Source organism: Acidovorax sp. M2(2025), assembly GCF_049330835.1.
Lineage (GTDB): Bacteria > Pseudomonadota > Gammaproteobacteria > Burkholderiales > Burkholderiaceae_C > Acidovorax.
On the sequence record NZ_CP186262.1, the window covers coordinates 4367052 to 4384230 of the forward strand.

General features: G+C 66.9%; 14 protein-coding genes. 3 read left to right on the plus strand and 11 right to left on the minus strand.

Going from position 1 to position 17179, the window contains the following annotated elements:
• Position 1 precedes the first annotated feature (1 nt).
• The gene (locus ACOYR3_RS20035) at positions 2–304 is read right to left on the minus strand and encodes a hypothetical protein (RefSeq protein WP_422844051.1); all 303 of its coding nucleotides are present in this window, start codon (positions 302–304) and stop codon (positions 2–4) included.
• A 191-nt stretch (positions 305–495) separates the two neighbouring features.
• Here ACOYR3_RS20035 and ACOYR3_RS20040 point away from each other — a divergent pair, with 191 nt between their 5' ends.
• Both ACOYR3_RS20040 and ACOYR3_RS20045 read left to right on the plus strand, forming a co-directional pair.
• Positions 496–1701, plus strand: coding sequence for an acetyl-CoA C-acetyltransferase (locus tag ACOYR3_RS20040; protein WP_422844052.1), 1206 nt, complete (start codon positions 496–498; stop codon positions 1699–1701).
• Between the two features lie 281 nt (positions 1702–1982).
• Positions 1983–4154: a 3-hydroxyacyl-CoA dehydrogenase NAD-binding domain-containing protein gene (locus ACOYR3_RS20045; protein ID WP_422844053.1), complete on the plus strand. Its 2172-nt coding sequence runs from the start codon at positions 1983–1985 to the stop codon at positions 4152–4154.
• 15 nt (positions 4155–4169) lie between these two features.
• Here ACOYR3_RS20045 and ACOYR3_RS20050 read toward each other — a convergent pair whose 3' ends face one another.
• Positions 4170–4745: a hypothetical protein gene (locus ACOYR3_RS20050; protein WP_422844054.1), complete on the minus strand. Its 576-nt coding sequence runs from the start codon at positions 4743–4745 to the stop codon at positions 4170–4172.
• Positions 4746–4865: 120 nt separating this feature from the next.
• Between ACOYR3_RS20050 and ACOYR3_RS20055 the strand changes: the two genes are divergently transcribed.
• On the plus strand, positions 4866–5207 hold the full coding sequence (locus ACOYR3_RS20055) for a hypothetical protein (RefSeq protein WP_422844055.1): 342 nt from the start codon (positions 4866–4868) through the stop codon (positions 5205–5207).
• Positions 5208–5297: 90 nt separating this feature from the next.
• Here ACOYR3_RS20055 and ACOYR3_RS20060 read toward each other — a convergent pair whose 3' ends face one another.
• The 9 genes from ACOYR3_RS20060 to ACOYR3_RS20100 form a co-directional block, all read right to left on the minus strand.
• On the minus strand, positions 5298–6191 hold the full coding sequence (locus ACOYR3_RS20060; protein ID WP_422844056.1) for a 3-keto-5-aminohexanoate cleavage protein: 894 nt from the start codon (positions 6189–6191) through the stop codon (positions 5298–5300).
• 18 nt (positions 6192–6209) lie between these two features.
• A complete protein-coding gene (locus ACOYR3_RS20065) occupies positions 6210–7382 on the minus strand; it encodes an acyl-CoA dehydrogenase family protein (protein ID WP_422844057.1) in 1173 nt (390 codons plus the stop codon).
• Entirely contained in the window at positions 7379–9313 is a 1935-nt protein-coding gene (locus tag ACOYR3_RS20070; RefSeq protein ID WP_422844058.1) for a biotin carboxylase N-terminal domain-containing protein, read from the minus strand. The genes ACOYR3_RS20065 and ACOYR3_RS20070 overlap by 4 nt, the downstream gene beginning before the upstream one ends.
• Positions 9310–10122 (minus strand): enoyl-CoA hydratase/isomerase family protein, encoded by an 813-nt coding sequence (locus tag ACOYR3_RS20075; protein ID WP_422844059.1) that lies wholly within the window; start codon positions 10120–10122, stop codon positions 9310–9312. The genes ACOYR3_RS20070 and ACOYR3_RS20075 overlap by 4 nt, the downstream gene beginning before the upstream one ends.
• A gap of 396 nt (positions 10123–10518) precedes the next feature.
• Positions 10519–11694: an acyl-CoA dehydrogenase family protein gene (locus ACOYR3_RS20080; protein ID WP_422844060.1), complete on the minus strand. Its 1176-nt coding sequence runs from the start codon at positions 11692–11694 to the stop codon at positions 10519–10521.
• Positions 11695–11749: 55 nt separating this feature from the next.
• Complete coding sequence (locus ACOYR3_RS20085) at positions 11750–13363, minus strand: acyl-CoA carboxylase subunit beta (protein WP_422844061.1); 1614 nt, start codon at positions 13361–13363, stop codon at positions 11750–11752.
• Complete coding sequence (locus ACOYR3_RS20090; RefSeq protein ID WP_422844062.1) at positions 13360–14340, minus strand: SDR family oxidoreductase; 981 nt, start codon at positions 14338–14340, stop codon at positions 13360–13362. The genes ACOYR3_RS20085 and ACOYR3_RS20090 overlap by 4 nt, the downstream gene beginning before the upstream one ends.
• A gap of 1 nt (position 14341) precedes the next feature.
• Positions 14342–15118, minus strand: coding sequence for a TetR/AcrR family transcriptional regulator (locus ACOYR3_RS20095; RefSeq protein ID WP_422844063.1), 777 nt, complete (start codon positions 15116–15118; stop codon positions 14342–14344).
• A gap of 1281 nt (positions 15119–16399) precedes the next feature.
• Positions 16400–17179, minus strand: coding sequence for an enoyl-CoA hydratase (locus ACOYR3_RS20100; RefSeq protein WP_422844064.1), 780 nt, complete (start codon positions 17177–17179; stop codon positions 16400–16402).

Below are 17179 nucleotides of genomic sequence, written 5' to 3' on the forward strand. Positions count from 1 at the left end.
GTCACAGATACCAGTGGGCGCGGGCTTCTTCGGGGCTGAGGGGTGCGCCCGGGCGGCGGTCCGTCACATTCAGCCAGGCGCGCACGCCCTGGCTGCCACTCAAGGCCCGCATCAGCAGCACCCCTGCGCCAATGCCCCGGATCGCCGCCGCGCTGCGGCTGGGGGCCATGAAAGCCGCCACGGCCAGCGCGCTGGAGGCCGCCAGGACCACCTGGTGTTCCAGCGCAAAGCCTTCGCGGGTGTCGTCGTATTCAATAGCGCCACGGACCATGCGCTGCAGGGCGGGGGTTGGATTTCGTTTCATAGCCAGAATTTGAAGAGCAACTGCAGAAAGATAGTGCAACAGCCACTGTATCCGCGTCAGAGAGCGTGCTGTGATGGCGTGGGCCGCACAGGAGCCCCCTACCGCCAACCTGCCTGACGGTGCACAACACGACGCCGTCGCCCCAACCACCGCGATTTTCAATCGTTCAAGACCACCGGAGACCATTCACCATGACCGAAGCCTACGTTTTCGACGCGCTGCGCACCCCGCGCGGCAAGGGCAAGAAGGACGGCACCCTGCACGAGGTCAAGCCCATCGACCTGCTGGTGGGCCTGCTGACCGAGCTGCAAGCGCGCCACCGCTTTGACACCGCCGCGGTGGACGACGTGGTCATGGGCATCGTTTCACCCGTAGGCGAGCAAGGCGCGGTGCTGCCCAAGGTGGCCGCGCTCAAGGCGGGGTGGGACTTTCGCTGCGCGGGCGTGCAGGTCAATCGCTTTTGCGCATCAGGCCTCGAAGCCGTCAACCTGGCCGCGCAAAAGGTGCGCAGCGGCTGGGAAGACCTGGTGGTGGCCGGCGGCGTGGAGAGCATGAGCCGTGTGCCCATCGGCTCCGACGGCGGCGCCTGGGCGCAGGACCCCGCCACCAACTCCGCCACGCTGTTCGTGCCCCAGGGCATCGGCGCCGACCTGATCGCCACGCTGGACGGCTACACCCGCGCCGACGTGGACGCCTTCGCGCTCGAATCGCAGCGCCGCGCCACCGCGGCGCGCGCGGCGGGGTATTTCAAGAATTCGGTCGTGCCCGTGCGCGACTTCATCGGCCAGACCATCCTGGCCGAGGACGAGTTCATCAAGCCCCAGACCACGCTCGAAGGCCTGGGCGCGCTCAAGCCCTCGTTCGAGCAACTGGGCGGCATGGGCTTTGACGCCGTGGCGCTGCAGCGCTACCCGCAGGTGGAGCGCATCCACCACGTGCACCACGCGGGCAACTCGTCCGGCATTGTGGACGGCGCCGCCGCCGTGCTCATCGGCAACGAGGCCGCCGCCAAGGCCCACGGCCTCACGCCGCGCGCACGCATCGTGGCAACGGCGTTGAGCGGCGCCGACCCCACCATCATGCTCACCGGCCCCGTGCCCGCCGCCAAGAAGGCGCTGGCCCGCGCGGGCATGACCGTCGAGCAGATCGACCTGTTTGAAGTGAACGAGGCCTTTGCGGCCGTGCCCATGCGCTTCATGCGCGAGCTGAGCGTACCGCACGACAAGGTCAACGTGAACGGCGGCGCCATCGCCATGGGCCACCCGCTGGGCGCCACGGGCGCCATGATCCTGGGCACCTTGATTGACGAGCTGCACCGCCGGGGCCAGCGCTATGGCCTGGCTACGCTGTGCGTGGGCGGCGGCATGGGCATTGCCACGATTGTGGAAAGGCTGTGACCCGTGCCCGCCGCCACGCACTCGCCCTCGACTTTCCCCTTCCGTTCGGGCTGAGCCTGTCGAAGCCAGGGCATGAATCACCCTTCGGACCGACGCACCAAGTGCCGGCCTTCGACAAGCTCAGGCTGAACGGACAGTAGAGAGGTTGACGCCCATCCATCCCACGCTTCCTCTCCCCTCGCCCAACCGTTCGGGCTGAGCCCGTCGAAGCCAGGGCACACCCGCCACAACGCCCCGTTCCTTGCCGCGAGACACCACCGCACCCAGGAGACAAGAACATCATGCAAACCATCCGCTACGAACTCATCCCCGCCCAGGGCACCGAAGGCCAGGTCGCCGTCATCACGTTTGACGAAACCAACTCGCCCGTCAACACCATGTGCCGCCAGTGGCAGCAAGAGCTGGGCGAAGTCACCGCGCAGGTGCTGGGCGACCGCGAGCGCCTGGGCGCAGCGCTCAAGGGCATCGTGCTCGCATCCGCCAAGACCAGCTTCTTTGCGGGCGCCGACCTCAAGGCCACCATGCGCCTGACACCTGCGGATGCTCCTGCCGTGTTCAGCGAAATCGAGCGCATGAAGAAGCACTTCCGCACGCTCGAAACTTTGGGGCTGCCGGTGGTGGCCTGCCTCAATGGCGCGGCGCTGGGCGGCGGCTGGGAAGTGGCCCTGGTCGCCCACTACCGCATCGCCGTGGCCGACCCCAAGATCCAGTTCGGCCTGCCCGAGGTGACGCTGGGCCTGATGCCCGGCGCCACCGGCGTGACCAAGATGACGCGCCTGCTGGGCCTGATGGGCGCACAGCCCTACATCCTGGAAGGCAAGCTCTTCAACCCCGCAGAGGCGCTGGAGCTGCAACTGGTGCACGAGCTGGTCGCCACGCGCGAGCAACTGCTGCCCGCCGCCCTGGCCCACATCGCCACCCACCCGCACGCCGTGCAGCCGTGGGATGACAAGAACTACAAAATGCCCGGCGGCACACCCGCCAACCCCAAGATCGCGAGTGCCCTGACGGTGGCGCCCGCCATGCTCAAGAAGACCACGCGCGGCCGCTACCCCGCGCCCGAGGCTGCGCTGGCCGCCATGGTCGAAGGCGCTCTGGTGGACTATGACACCGCCCTGCGCATCGAAAGCCGCTACCTCGCCCGCCTGATGACCGGCCCCGTCGCGCGCAACATGATCAACACGTTCTTCTTCGACATGAACGCGATCAAGAGCGGCAAGTCACGCCCCGGCAATGCTCCCCGCTACAAACCCCAAAAGGTCGGCATCCTGGGCGCCGGCATGATGGGCGCGGGCATCGCCTGGGCCCAGGCGAGCAAAGGCATCGCCACCGTGCTCAAGGACGTGAGCGCGGAAAAGGCCGAGGCCGGCAAGGCCTACAGCGCCAAGCTCACCCAGGCCCGCGTGGACAAGGGCAGCATGACGGCCGAGGCGCAGCAGGCGCTGCTGGCCCGCATCACGCCCACCGCCAGCGCGGCCGACCTGGCAGGCTGCGACCTCATCATCGAAGCCGTGTTCGAAAGCCGCGACCTCAAGGCCAAAGTCACTCAAGAGGCTGAGCCGCAACTGGCGCCCGGCGGCTTCTTTGCCAGCAACACCTCCACCCTGCCCATCAGCGGCCTGGCCACGGCCAGCAGCCGGCCCGAGAAGTTTGTGGGCATCCACTTCTTCAGCCCCGTGGACAAGATGAAGCTGGTGGAGATCATCCGCGGCAAGCAAACGGATGACGAGACCGTGGCCCGCGCCTTCGACTACGTGCAGGCCCTGGGCAAAGTGCCCATCGTGGTCAACGACTCACGCGGCTTTTACACCAGCCGCACCTTTGGCACCTTTGTGATGGAAGGCGCCGCCATGCTGGGCGAAGGCATCCCCGCCGCCGCGATTGAAAACGCCGCCATGCAGGCTGGCCTGCCCGTGGGCCCGCTGGCCGTGCTGGACGAAACCGCCCTGACCCTGAGCGTGCACGTGCTGGAGCAGACCCGTGCCGACTACGCGGCCGAAGGCAAAACCTACACCGCCACACCCGGCGAGCTGCTGGTGGAGCGCATGGTCAAGGAACTGAAGCGCCCGGGCCGCGCCGGGGGCGGCGGCTTTTACGACTACCCCGCAGGCGCCAAGAAGCACCTGTGGCCGGAGCTGAAACCTCTGTTCGAAAAGCCCGGTGTGGAATGGAGCGTGCAGGAGATCCAGGACCGCCTGCTCTACCGCCAGGCCATCGAGACTGCGCGCTGTCTGGCCGAGGGCGTGCTGACCAGCGTGCATGACGCGAACATTGGGTCGATATTTGGGATTGGGTTTCCGGCGTGGACGGGGGGGGCGATGCAGTTCATTTATGGAACGGGTGTTGAGGCGTTCTTGAAGCGTGCGGATGAACTGGCGGCGAAATACGGCTCGGGGTTCACGTTAGAAACAAAAGTCCGAGATGCCATCCGCGGCTTTCAGCCACGCTATTGACTGAACCTGGGCCCTTCAAGTCGGATACCTGAAGGAGCTCACTTCAGGCTCACGCAATGCATCCCCGACCAACTGCCACATATATTGGTCTGGGGTTGTCGCGAACACGAACCACAACTCTGCAATGTGCAGGGCGGGAAACACAACCTCCTCTAGAGAGAAACGGCCCTCTCTGTTGAGAAAGATTGCCACTATCAAATCATCGCCGGAATACTTGCTCAATCCATCGACCAGTGCCTGGACAGTTGCACCTTCGTTCAAATGCGCCGGCACCAACTCCTTGAGTTGCACCCGCGCAAAGTGCTGAACATCAGCAATCCGCCATGTAGCAACGAAGTCATAGTCACTTGATTCCACGGGAGAAAACAGGACCTGGTGCCCCAGGCGCAGGGACATGCCATGGCAAAAAAGCGCAGCATGGCGAAACTCGCGTATGGGCTTCAAGCCGTTGGTTCGTAGATTGCGGACTTGTGGGGACAAGTTTGCGCCTACCATTTGAGACTCAATCTGGCGGAGTTCACGCAGAACCACCGCGGGGTCACGATACGACAGCGCGGCAAATCCCTTGAGGTCCGAGGAGGACTGCGTCACGGACTTTCCCCTTCACCAGCTGTAGAAGACGTTCATGTGATTTGTCCAGTTCGAACGGACTCGTTACGGTCCTGCGTACTCAGTCACCTTAAATGCTCGGTAGAGATGACACCAAAAATAGTGAAGAAGCTCGTTTATGTACATATTGGCCAAGCAGTTCTCTCTGTCTGTGTAGCGGGCGTGTTCATGGTATTTCACTCTCCAATGATCAAGATGGACACCATTGGGATGGTCGAAAACATCGACAGAAAATATGTGCGCCGCGACCAGCTGAATTCTGCGCAGATCAGGGAGTTGAACGAATTCAAGCGCTTCATCCAATACAACGAAGACGCGCATTGGGAAAAACATCGCCTTTCCCGGATGGTGGTGATTTACGGATTCTTGCTATCGGCAGCTGTGAGCCTTGTGGTAGCCTGGTTTCTTGCGCGGCGGGTGTGCCAAGACCCTTCGTCGAGTTAACGCAGCGTAATCCGAGGCCCCTCCATCGCAGGGCAGAGTGTCAGCTGGCGCCACCAGCTAACCCGATCTAAGGCGCTGGGCGCTCCCCTCTCACTGAATACCCACATTCAACCCCAACATCCCCCGCGCCTCCTGCGGCGACGCCACCTCCCGCCCCGCATTGCGCGCGTACTCCGCCAATTTCTCAATCAACGGCCCGTTCGAATCCGCCTTGGCCCCATCCGGCAGATAGAACGTGTCCTCCAGCCCCGTACGCAAATGTCCGCCCAGTTCGGCCACGCGCTGGTGCACGGGCCAGATCTCGCTGCGGCCGATGACGGTGGCTTGCCAGGGGGCGTCTTTGATTTTCAGCTTGAGCAGGATGGGCAGCAGGTCCGGGTCGGCAGGCATGCCGGATTCGACGCCCATCACAAAGTTGTACTCGGGCAGGCGCTCGGTGTACATGCCGGTCTGAACGTACATCTCCACGCAGCGCACGATGCCCACGTCAAAGCACTCGAACTCGGGCAGCGTGCCGGTTTCCAGCATCACGTCGATGAAGTCCTTGACCTTGGCGGGCTGGTTGTCGAACAGCATGGGCGGCCAGGCCCAGGTGCCGTTGCTGCGCACCTTCAGGTAGTTGAGCGATCCGGCGTTGCACGCGGCCATCTCGGGGCGGGTGGCGTGCAGGCAGTCGAGTGGGCCCTGGTAATTGGGGCCGACCACGCCGGTGGTCTGGTTGATGATCAAACCGGGGCAGGCCTCACGCATGGCTTGCACGCAGTCGCGCGCCACCTGCGGGTCCCAGCTGGGCAGGTGGCCTTTGCCGGGCTCCTGGTTGCGAAAGTGCACGTGGACCACGGCGGCGCCTGCGTCGTAGGCGCGGCGGGCCTCTTTGGCCAGTTGCTCGGGCGTGACGGGCACGTGGTGCTGGCCCGGGTCTGTCAGCACGCCGGTGATGGCGCAGGTGATGATGGCTTTGTGGCTGGGGTCGGTGCTGTGCATGGGGCCTGTCTCCTTGCTTCAAATGCCCAACTGCTTGGCAGCCAGGTCCTTCATGATTTCTTCCGCACCGCCGCCGATCATCATGACCTTGACCTCGCGGTAGATGCGCTCGCTGACGATGCCGCGCATGAAGCCCATGCCGCCCAGGATCTGCACGGCCTGGTCGGCGCAGAACTGCATGGTTTGAGTGGCGTGGTTCTTGAGCAGGCACACACTCGCTACCCATTCCGGTCCGGTGCGGCCCACGTCTGCTTGCGCGGCCACGGATTCGCACCACGCGGCGGTGGACTGGATGCGCATCTGCATGTCCACCAGCTTGTGGCGGATGACCTGGTGCTCCACCAGCGCGGCGCCAAAGGTCTTGCGCTGGCGGGCCCAGGCCAGGGCCTCGTCGTAGCAGGCCTCGGCAAAGCCCAGGGCCGATGCGGCCAGGCCAAAGCGCTCGCCGTTGAAGTTGGCCATGATGATGCGAAAGCCCGCGCCCTCTTCGCCCAGCAGGTAGCGTGCAGGCACGGGCACGTTGTCAAAACGCAGGTGGGCGGTGTCGGAGCAGAGCCAGCCCATCTTGTCGAGGCGCGTGCGCGAGAGGCCTGCGCTGTGGCCGGGGACGAGCAGCATCGAGATGCCTGCGCTGCCCTTGCTTCCGGCCTCCCCGGTCCTCACCGCCACGGTGATCCAGTCCGCGCGCATGCCGGAGGTGATGAATACCTTTTCACCGTTGACGATGTAGTCATCACCCTCGCGCCGCGCTGTGGTCCTGAGCTGGGCCACGTCAGACCCGCCACCGGGCTCGGTAATCGCCAGCGCAGCAATTTGCTCGCCAGCCAGCACGGGCGGGATGACCTCGGCACACACGGCGTCGCTGCCATGCGCCAGCACGGGCGGCAGGCCGATGTTGTGCGAGAGCAGGCTGGCCAGCACGCCGCCGCTGACCCCGTGGCGGCTGAGCGCGCGCCACAGCGGCAGGCGCAGCTGGTAGCTGGCGGGCGTGCCGCCGTAGGCCTCGGGGTAGCCCAGGCCCAGCAGGCCCAGGTCGGCCGCGCGGCGGTACAGGCTGCGAGGGAACTCACCGGCAGCGTCCCAAGCGTCCACATGCGGGGCGATTTCGGCGCGGGCGAAGCGGGTGACGGTGTCGGCGAGGGCGGTGCGGTCTTCTTCGCTCACAGAGGTCGCTGCGGATGGGGTGGTCATGCGGGCGCTCCTTGCGTGGCGGGTGCAAAGCGGGCCAGCACCTGGCCGGGCGAGACCTGCTGGCCAGGTGCGACCAGCAGCTCGGCCACGGTGGCGGCGGCCGGGCTGGCCAGGCTGTGTTCGAGCTTCATGGATTCGATGACCACCACGGTGTCGCCCGCTACCAGCGCCTGGCCTGCAGCCACGGGCAGCGCGACCACCTTGCCGTTGAAGGGGGCGCGCAGCTCCGTGGCGCCGCCCGCCGCATCGGCGCGTGCTGCGGGCTCCCACGATGCGTCTTCCACCCAGCCGTCCACACCGCCCGACTGCCAGTGCCAACACCGGGGGCCCACTGCCACGCAATGCACGCCGTGCTGGGGCAGCTGCAAATTCACAGGTTCTGCCCCAGCCTGCTCTACCTGCAGCCGCCCACCACCCAACTCCCGCACGGCCACGGCATGCACCTGGCCCTGGTGGCGCAGGCGCATCGGGCGGGCGAGCGCACAGGGCAAGTCAGACGAAATTTTTGAAGAAAAAATAGCCTCTACCGCGCAGTGGGCAAGCGCTTTAAGCTCACTTTTCAATAGCAAATCTTGCAAATCTGCGGCATGTTCGGACAGGAACGGCACCAGCGCCTGCCCGCTGGCAAATACCGGGTGCTGCAGGCAGGCGGCCAGAAACGCGCGGTTGGTGGGCAGGCCCAGCACGCGGGTGCTGTGCAGCGCACGCACCAGCGTGGCAATGGCCTCGGCCCGCGTCGGCGCGTGCACGATGAGCTTGCCCAGCATGGCGTCGTAGTGGAGGGTAACCTCGGCCCCCTCCTCCAGCGCGTGGTCAAAGCGCAGCGCGCCGGACGCAGCCCGTTCAAACGCGGTGGCGGGTGGCGCGCTGAACTGCAGCACGCGGCCCGTGTGGGGGCGGAAATGCGCGTCTTCGGCACACAGGCGCACCTCGATGGCGTGGCCCTGCAGGTGCACCTGGTCTTGCGTGAGCGGCAGCGGCTCGCCCCGCGCCACGCGGATTTGCCACTCCACCAGGTCCAGGCCGGTAAGCGCTTCGGTCACCGGGTGCTCCACCTGCAGGCGGGTGTTCATCTCCATGAGGTGGAAGTCACTGCCGTCGAGCAAGAACTCCACCGTGCCCGCCCCCACATACCCCGCGGCCTGGGCCAGCGCCACGGCGCAGGCGCCCATGCGCTCGCGCAGCGCGGCGTCCACGGCGGGGCTGGGGGACTCTTCGATGATCTTCTGGTGGCGGCGCTGTACCGAGCAATCGCGCTCGCCCAGGTGGATACATGCGCCGTTAGCGTCGGCAAAGATCTGCACCTCCACATGGCGCGGCTGCAGCAGTGCGCGTTCGATCAGCAAGTCGCCACAGCCAAAACCCGCCAGCGCCTCGGACCGGGCACTCGCCAGCGCAGCGGGCAACTGCGCCAGGTCGGTGACGAGGCGCATGCCGCGCCCTCCCCCACCCACCACGGCCTTGACCATGAGGGGCGTGCCGATGCGCGCGGCCTCGGCGGCAAAGCGTTCGTCGCTCTGGTCGTCGCCCGCGTAGCCGGGCAGGCAGGGCACGCCATGCGTCTGGGCCAGTGCCTTGGCGCCGGACTTGCTGCCCAATGCGCGGATGGCGGCGGGCGATGGGCCGATCCAGGTCAGGCCCGCGTCGACCACCGCCTGGGCAAAGTCGGCGTTCTCGCTGAGGAAGCCATAGCCGGGGTGCACCGCATCGGCGCCCGTGGCGCGGGCGGCGGCCAGCAGCTTGTCGGTGCGCAGGTAGGTGTCGGCGCTGGCCGCGCCGCCCAGTGCAATGGCCTGCGTGGCTTCGCGCACATGCAGGGCGTTGGCATCGGGGTCGGAGTAGACGGCTACCGCTTCAATGCCCATGCGCTGGGCGGTGTGAATCACCCGGCGAGCGATCTCGCCGCGATTGGCGATCAGTAGCTTTTTCATAGCTTCGCACTCCAGGGCGGCGCCTTGCGCGCAGCAAACGCCGCCAGCCCTTGCAGGGCCTCAGGCCCCCGCAGCGCTTGCGCAAAAGCCATCGCCGCCGCATCCAGCAGCGCGGGCAACGGCGTATCAGTCTGGGCCTGCAACAAACGTTTGGTGGCGGCCACGGCCTGCGGCGCCGCAGCGGCGTGGCGCGCGATGGCGGTCTGCACAGCAGCCTCCATGTCGCCAGCTACCACCTCATCCACCAGCCCCGCACGTTGAGCCGTCGCGACATCCCAGCGCTCGCCTGTCAACAAACACCGCCGCGCTACCGCTTGGCCCAGGCGCCGCACGACAAACGGCGCGATCTGCGCGGGCACGATGCCCAGCGTGACCTCGGGCGTGGCGAACTGCGCGCCGCTGTGGGCCAGCACCTGGTCGGCGCAGCACACCAGGCCAAAGCCGCCGCCCATGGCCGCGCCCTCCACCGCCACGATGAGCCATTGCGGCAGCGCGCAAAGGGCCTGCAGCAGCGTGCCAAAGCGGCGGTTCAACGGCACCAGCGGGTCGGCTTCGCCGGCCGCCAGGGGCTGGCCGATGGTCTTGGCAAAGCCGCCCAGGCTGCCGCCCGCGCAGAAGTGCCCGCCCGCGCCGCGCAGCACCACGCCACGCAGGCCGGCATCGGCCGCAGCGCGCTCGCATGCGGCCAGCAGGGCGTCCACCATGGCCTCGGACAGCGCATTGCGGCTGGCAGGGTCGTTGAGCGTCCAGGTTTCCACGCTGCCGCCGGGTAGCGGTGCGCGGTCGATGAGCAAAGGGGTGTGGGTCATTGGGGTGATCCGTTGCACGCGCGCAGCGGGCGGCAGTCACTCCCTCTCCCCCCGCGGGAGAGGGCTGGGGAGAGGGGGTTTCGGACCGGGGCGCGGTGCCTGATCACCCCCCTCTCCCCAACCCCTCTCCCGCAAGGGGAGAGGGGCAATGCGGCGCACCGCGTCTTGCTGCGGCATGGGGTCTTCAACAAAACTTCGGGATTCATTTCCGTGATCCATTGCGCGCGCGCAGCGGGCGGCAGTCACTCCCTCTCACCCCGCGGGAGAGGGCTGGGGAGAGGGGGTTTCGGATTGGGGCGCGGTGCCTGATCACCCCCCTCTCCCCAACCCCTCTCCCGCGAGGGGCGAGGGGCTGTACCACGCGCGCTGCAAGCTGCGGGGGGAAGTATTTCTCCCTCATACAGGCCGCTTCGCAATGCCCATGAGCTTGGCGAGGATGCCCAGCATCACTTCGTCGGCCCCGCCGCCAATCGACGCCAGCCGCCCGTCGCGGTACATGCGCGAAACCTTGTTCTCCAGCGTGAAGCCCATGCCGCCCCAGAACTGCAGGCAGGTGTCGGGCACCTCGCGGTTCAGGCGGCCGGCCTTGAGCTTGGCCATGCTGGCCAGCTCCAGCACGTCCTGCCCGTTCACATACAGGTCGCAGGCGCGGTAGGTGAGTGCGCGCAGCGCCTCCACCTCGGTCTTCAACTCGGCCAGCTTGAACTGCACCCACTGCTGGTCTGCCAGCGTGCTGCCAAACAGCTTGCGCTCCTGCGCGTAGTCGATGGTCCACTGGATGCAGTGGTTCAGCGATTCAAGCGTGCTGGCGGCGCACCACAGGCGCTCTTCCTGGAACTGCTGCATCTGGTAGATGAAGCCCTGCCCTTCGGCGCCGATGCGGTAGCGCTGCGGCACGCGCACTTCGTCAAAATAGATCAGCCCGGTATCGCTGCTGTGCATGCCGATCTTGCGGATCTTTTGCGCCACCTCAATACCCTTCGTGAGCTTGCCGCCGGGCCCGTCGCGCATCGGCACCATCACCAGGCTCTTGTTTTTGTGCACGGGTCCGTCGCCCGTGTTGACCAGCATGCACATCCAGTCGGCCTGCAGGCTGTTGGTGATCCACATCTTCTGGCCGGTGATCACATAGTCATCGCCATCCTTGCGTGCCACGCTTTTGATGCCCGACACATCGCTGCCCGCGGCGGGCTCGCTCACGCCGATGCAGCCCACCATGTCGCCGGCAATCGCGGGGGCCAGAAAGTTGCGCTTGAGTTCGTCACTGCCGTAACGCGCCAACGCGGGCGTGCACATGTCGGTCTGCACGCCAATCGCCATGGGCACGCCGCCGCAGTGGATGTGGCCCAGCGTCTCGGCCATGGCCAGGCTGTAGGAATAGTCCAGCCCCTGGCCGCCGTATTCCTCGGGCTTGCACAAGCCCAGCAGGCCCAGGTTGCCCATCTTCTTGAAGACCTCGTGCGCGGGGAAGATCTCGGCCGCCTCCCACTCGTCCACATGGGGGTTGATCTCTTCGTCGATGAAGCGCTTGAGGGTCTTCTGGATCTCGCGGTGCTCGTGCGTGAACTGCATGGTGCTTGTCTCCGTGATGGTTTTTGTGAGCGAGCGGGCCGGGGCGGTGCGTGGACTACATGCGCGCTACCCCGAACTGCATGGGCCTGGGCGTACGCGCTGCGCCTTCGGCCACGGTGTCCAGGCAAAACGCCAGCACGGAGCGGGTGTCGCGCGGGTCGATCACGCCGTCGTCCAGCAGCAGGCCGCTGGTATAGAACGCATCAGCCTGCGCCTCGAACATGGCGACGATCTTGTCGAACTGGGCCTGCGATTCGACCGGGTCGGGCGCGATGCCTTTGCGCGCCAGCGCCGCCTCGGTCACGATCTGCATGGTGCGCGCGGCCTGCTCGCCGCCCATCACCGCCGTCTTGGCGCCCGGCCAGCTGAACAAAAAGCGCGGCGCATAGCCCCGCCCGCACATGCCGTAGTTGCCCGCGCCAAAGCTGGCGCCGCACTGGATGGTGATCTGCGGCACGGTGGCGTTGGTCACGGCCTGGATCATCTTGCTGCCGTGCTTGATCATGCCGCCCTGCTCGCTGTCCTTGCCCACCATGTAGCCCGTGGTGTTCTGCAGGTAGATGATGGGGTGGCCCAGCTGGCACATCCAGTGGATGAAGTGCGTGGCCTTGTTGGCGCCCGCCACGTCGATGGGGCCGTTGTTGCTGATGAAGCCCACCGCATGGCCCTGGATGCGGCCCTGCGCGCATACGGTGGCCACGCCGTAGCGGGCCTTGAATTCCAGCAGCTCCGATCCGTCCACCAGCCGCGCCATCACCTCGCGCATGTCCACGGGCTGGCGCAGGTCGGCGGGCATCAGGGCCAGCAGGTCGTCGGCGGGCCAGGTGGTCTCAGGCGCGCCCGTGCGGGGCGCGGTGTTCCACCCCAGCTGTGCCACCACATCGCGCGCCAGACCGATGGCCTCGCGGTCGTCCTGCGCCAGGTACTCGCCCAGGCCGGAGATGGCGGTGTGCATCTCGGCCCCGCCCAGTTCTTCTTCCGTCGCGATCTCGCCCGTGGCGGCCTTGAGCAGCGGCGGCCCGGCCAGAAAGGCGCGCGAGCGGCCCTGCACCATGATGACCACATCCGACAGCCCCGGCATGTAGGCGCCGCCCGCGGTGCCCGAGCCGTGCTGCACGGTGATGACCGGAATGCCCGCTGCCGACAGCCGCGCGAGGTTGCGGAACAGCGTGCCGCCGTGCACAAAACCTTCCACGCGGTAGCGCATGAGATTGGCGCCCGCGCTCTCCACCAGATGGATGAACGGCAGGCGGTTGTGCAGCGCGATCTCCTGCACGCGCAGGATCTTTTCCAGACCCATGGGCTGGATGGCACCGGCCTCGATGCCCGAGTCGCTGGCCACCACCATGCAGCGCACGCCGCTGACAAAGCCGATGCCCGCGACCATGCCCCCCCCGGGCACGGACTTCGCGGGGTCTTTCACATCCTGCAGGTAACCGGCCAGGGTGCACAGCGGCAGCCAGGGCGCACCGGCGTCCAGCAGCAGCGCCACGCGCTGGCGCGGCAGCAGCTGGCCGCGCTTTTCAAACTGGGGGAGCGAGCGGGCCGAGGCCGCGGCGGCGCGCTCTTCCAGCGCGCGCAGCGCCTCCAGCCGTGCCAGGGATGCAGCGCGGCGGCTCTGCGCCTCGGCGGTGCCGGGGTTGAAACGCGAGGCAAAGGCGTTGCTCATGCGGAATCCTTGGCTGCGCTGCCGGCCGCTGGCCCTGCGGGCGCCGCTGCGAACACGCGCGGCACCTGCGCGCGGTGAAAACCCGCAAACGGCCGGATGGCGGCGCGCTGCTGCACGGCCGCATCGGGCACCCGCAGCGGCCAACCCAGGCGCACCTGGGGCCGCGCGCCGTCCACGCGCAAGGTGCTGCCGCTGATGAAGCTGGCGGCCGGGCTGAGCAGGAACACGATGGCGGCCGACACCTCGGCCTCGTTGCCAAAGCGGCCCAGCGGCACCGTCTGCGGCATGGAGCGCAGCAGGTGCGCGGCCGCGGGCGGGTAGTTGTCCATGCCGCTGGACGCGATGTAGCCCGGCGCCACGGCGTTCACCCGCACGCCGCTGCAGGCCCATTCGAGCGCGGCGGTTTCGGTGAAGCTCACCATGCCCGCGCGGGACGCGCCGCTGTGCCCCATGCCCGGCATGGAGCCCCACATGTCGGCCACGATGTTGACGATGCAACCGCCCTGCGCGGCCATCCACTGCCGGTAGCACTCACGCGCCATGAGAAAGCCGCCGGTGAGGTTGGTGTTCAGCACCGCCTCCCAGCCCTTGGCGCTGATGGATTCGAGCATGGCCATGAACTGCCCGCCCGCGTTGTTCACCAGGCCGTCGATGCGGCCCTGCGCAGCCAGCACCTGCTGCACCAGCAGGGCCACGGCGTCTTCGGAACGGATGTCGCAGGCATGCCAGGAGGCGCGGCCGCCATCGGCCGTGATTTCCGCCTGCACGGCCTGCAGCTTGTCGGGCTTGCGGCCCACCAGCACCACGTGCGCGCCCAGCCGGGCCAGCTCGTGCGCGGTGCAGCGGCCAATGCCCGAGCCGCCGCCGGTGACGATGACCACCTGGCCCTCGAACAGCCCGGGGGCGAACACGGATTGGTAGGCGGTGGCGGCGGAAGCGCTAGTCGAAGACGAAGAGGGGCAGGAACTTGCGGCCATCTCACACCTCGCGGATAAACAGCGCCAGGGCCTCTTCGGTCAGCCCGTCGAGCGACTTGCCTTGCTTGGGGTTGCTGCTACTGCCCTTCTTGGGCGCCGCAAACCACTGCACCGCCCAATTGAGCGCGCCAAAGATGAACAACCGCGCCACGGCCGGGTCGCCTTGCAACGCCTTCTGCCGCGCCAGGGCTTCCAGCGTGGGCATCCACACGGCCTCGTAGGCGTCCTTCACGCGGGCGATGCTCTTGCGCTGCGCAGGCGTGAGCGAGCGCCACTCGTACAGCATCACCGGGATAAAGCCGCTGTGCGGGCCCAGCAGCACCTCGAAATGGTGGCGGATGAGCACGCGCAGCCGTTCGCGCGCGCTGGCCCGGGGCTGGCTTTGCGCCAGCGCATCCAGGGCCGCTTGCTGGCTTTGCAAGGCGGTGGCCATGCCTTCGTTCATCACGGCGAAGAGCAGCGCGCTCTTGCTTTCGAAGTGGTAGAAGGGCGAGCCGCTGTGCATGCCCACGGCCGCGGCGATGTCACGCGTGCTGGTGGCCGCGAAGCCCTGGGTGAGAAAGAGCTTGGCGGCGGTGTCCATGAGCTTGCGGCGGCGGTTGCCGTCGTCCAGCTCTTCGGCGGTCTTGCGGGGGCGGCCGCGGGGGCGGCGGGGGGGTTGGTTTTCTTCGGCTTCGTTTGCGGCGGGCGGCTCAGGCGTTGCGGGCTTGCGGGTGCGGGCTGGGGCCAGGGCGGCCTGGGGTGCGGAGGCGCGGGGGCGGCGGAGGGGGGAGTCCATGCGGGCACGATAGCAAAACGGTTTATTTTTAGCAAGCAATTGCTTTGCAAAAATATCGGAGTGTTTGCTCATGGCGAAGTTTCTTTGCGCCGACCGTTCGGGTTGAGCCTGTCGAAACCAGGGCACGCAGGCTCGTTCTCTGATCTGTGCAACATGCCTCCGATGAGGGCGGAGGCCGGGATGTCGCCCCGGCGGGCGAGTCCCTTTCTTTCGCGTCGCCGAAAGAAAGGAACCAAAGAAAGGGCGACCCTACAGGCTGCGTCCCTTCGCTTCGCTACGGGCAACCTGCGGTGCTCGCGGGCGGGGTGCGCTGCGGAACTCGCTTTGCGCTGCGCGCGCCGCTCGGACAACCGCAGCGAGTCAGTTCACGAAGCCTGTGTGTCCTTCGGCACACAGGCCACCCCGCCCACTGCGCTCCTCGGCGCATCCTGAAGGGAACCCGGGGGGCGGGCATCCACACGGGCCATTGCTTCGCTGCGCTGCGCTCGGCCTGGCTTTCGCAGCGCGTGGCGCTTGCGCCCGCGAAGGCTGGGCCGAGCGAAGCAATGGCCAGTGTGGCTGTTTGGATGTCCCACCCCTGCTGGCTGCGCCTGCGGCGGGGCGGTTGCGGGGTGAGCATGCGCGTCGGAGCGACGCATGCCTCGTGAACTGACTCGCCGTGGTTGTCCGAGCGGCGCGCGCCAGCGCAAAGCGAGTTCCACGGCGCACCCCGCAACCGCCCCGCCGCAGGTTTGCCCCGGAGCGCAGCGCAGGGGTCGCAGACTGGGGGTCGCCTTTCTTTTGCTTACTTTTCTTTGGCGAAGCAAAGAAAAGTGAGTCGCCCGCCGGGGCGACATCCCGGCCTCCGACCTCGGCAAAGGCACGCTGCCCAGATCAGCGAGCAGATGATCGCGCCCTGGCTTCGACAGGCTCAGCCCGAACGGGTGGGGAAGCGCCAAAGGCTCGCACAGGCCAACCCGATTGAACGCGACACAGTAGCTATCTTTTCAATAGCGGCCCGCGCTTATCCATCAATCGCTATACGGCAAGAAGATGCAGAACGCACATGCGGCGCAAGCGGCGGGTTACGCCCTTGCAGGCCAACCCGACCTACGCGGCTACCGACTTCAGACTGCGCTGAAGTCGGGACGGCGCTTTTACCGAAAGACCACCAGCCCGCTTCGCGGTCCTCGCTGCTCACGCAGCGGCCTGATTTCAGCTCTTGCTGAAATCAGGCTTGCGTTTTTGTCGAAAGTTCGTCGGCCTGCTACGCAGTCCGCGCCGCTCACGCGGCTACCGACTTCAGACTGCGCTGAAGTCGGGACGGCGCTTTTCCATAAACGCCGAGAACGCCTCGCGCGCTGCCGGCTCGCGCAGCATGCGCCCAAAGCTCACGCCCTCTTCCGCGATCACCTCCAGCACCTTCGCCTGCTGTCCGCCCTTCATCAACCGCTTGGTTTCGATCAGCGACGACAGCGGCTTGGCCGCCAGCTTGCGGGCCTGCGCCTGGGCGTAGGCATTGCACTCGGTGGGTGGCACCACGCGGTTCACCAGCCCCACCTCCAGGGCCGCCTCGGCCATGAAGGGCTCGCCCAGCAGCAGGGCTTCGGCCGCACGGTGGTAGCCCAGCATCTGCGGCACCAGCAGGCTCGATCCAGCCTCGGGGCACAGGCCCAGGTTCACAAACGGCATGGAGAACGCCGCGTTGTCGCCGGCATAGACCAGGTCGCAATGGAACAGCATCGTCGTGCCAATGCCCACGGCCGGGCCGCACACGGCGGCGATCGCGGGCTTGGGGAAGGTGGCGATGGCGCGCAGGAAGCGGAAGACGGGCGAATCCTGCGTGGCGGGAGGCTGCTGCAAAAAGTCGCCGATGTCGTTGCCCGCGCTGAAGATGGCCACGTCGCCCTGGAACACCACCACGCGCACGCTGGCGTCGGCCTGCGCGGCGTCCAGGGCGTCGGCCATGGCGGCGTACATGTCGCGGGTGATGGAGTTCTTCTTGTCCACGCGGTTGAAAGTGATCGTGGCGACACCGGCTTCGGTGTGGACCAGGACGTCGGAGGTCGTCGTCGTGCTCAT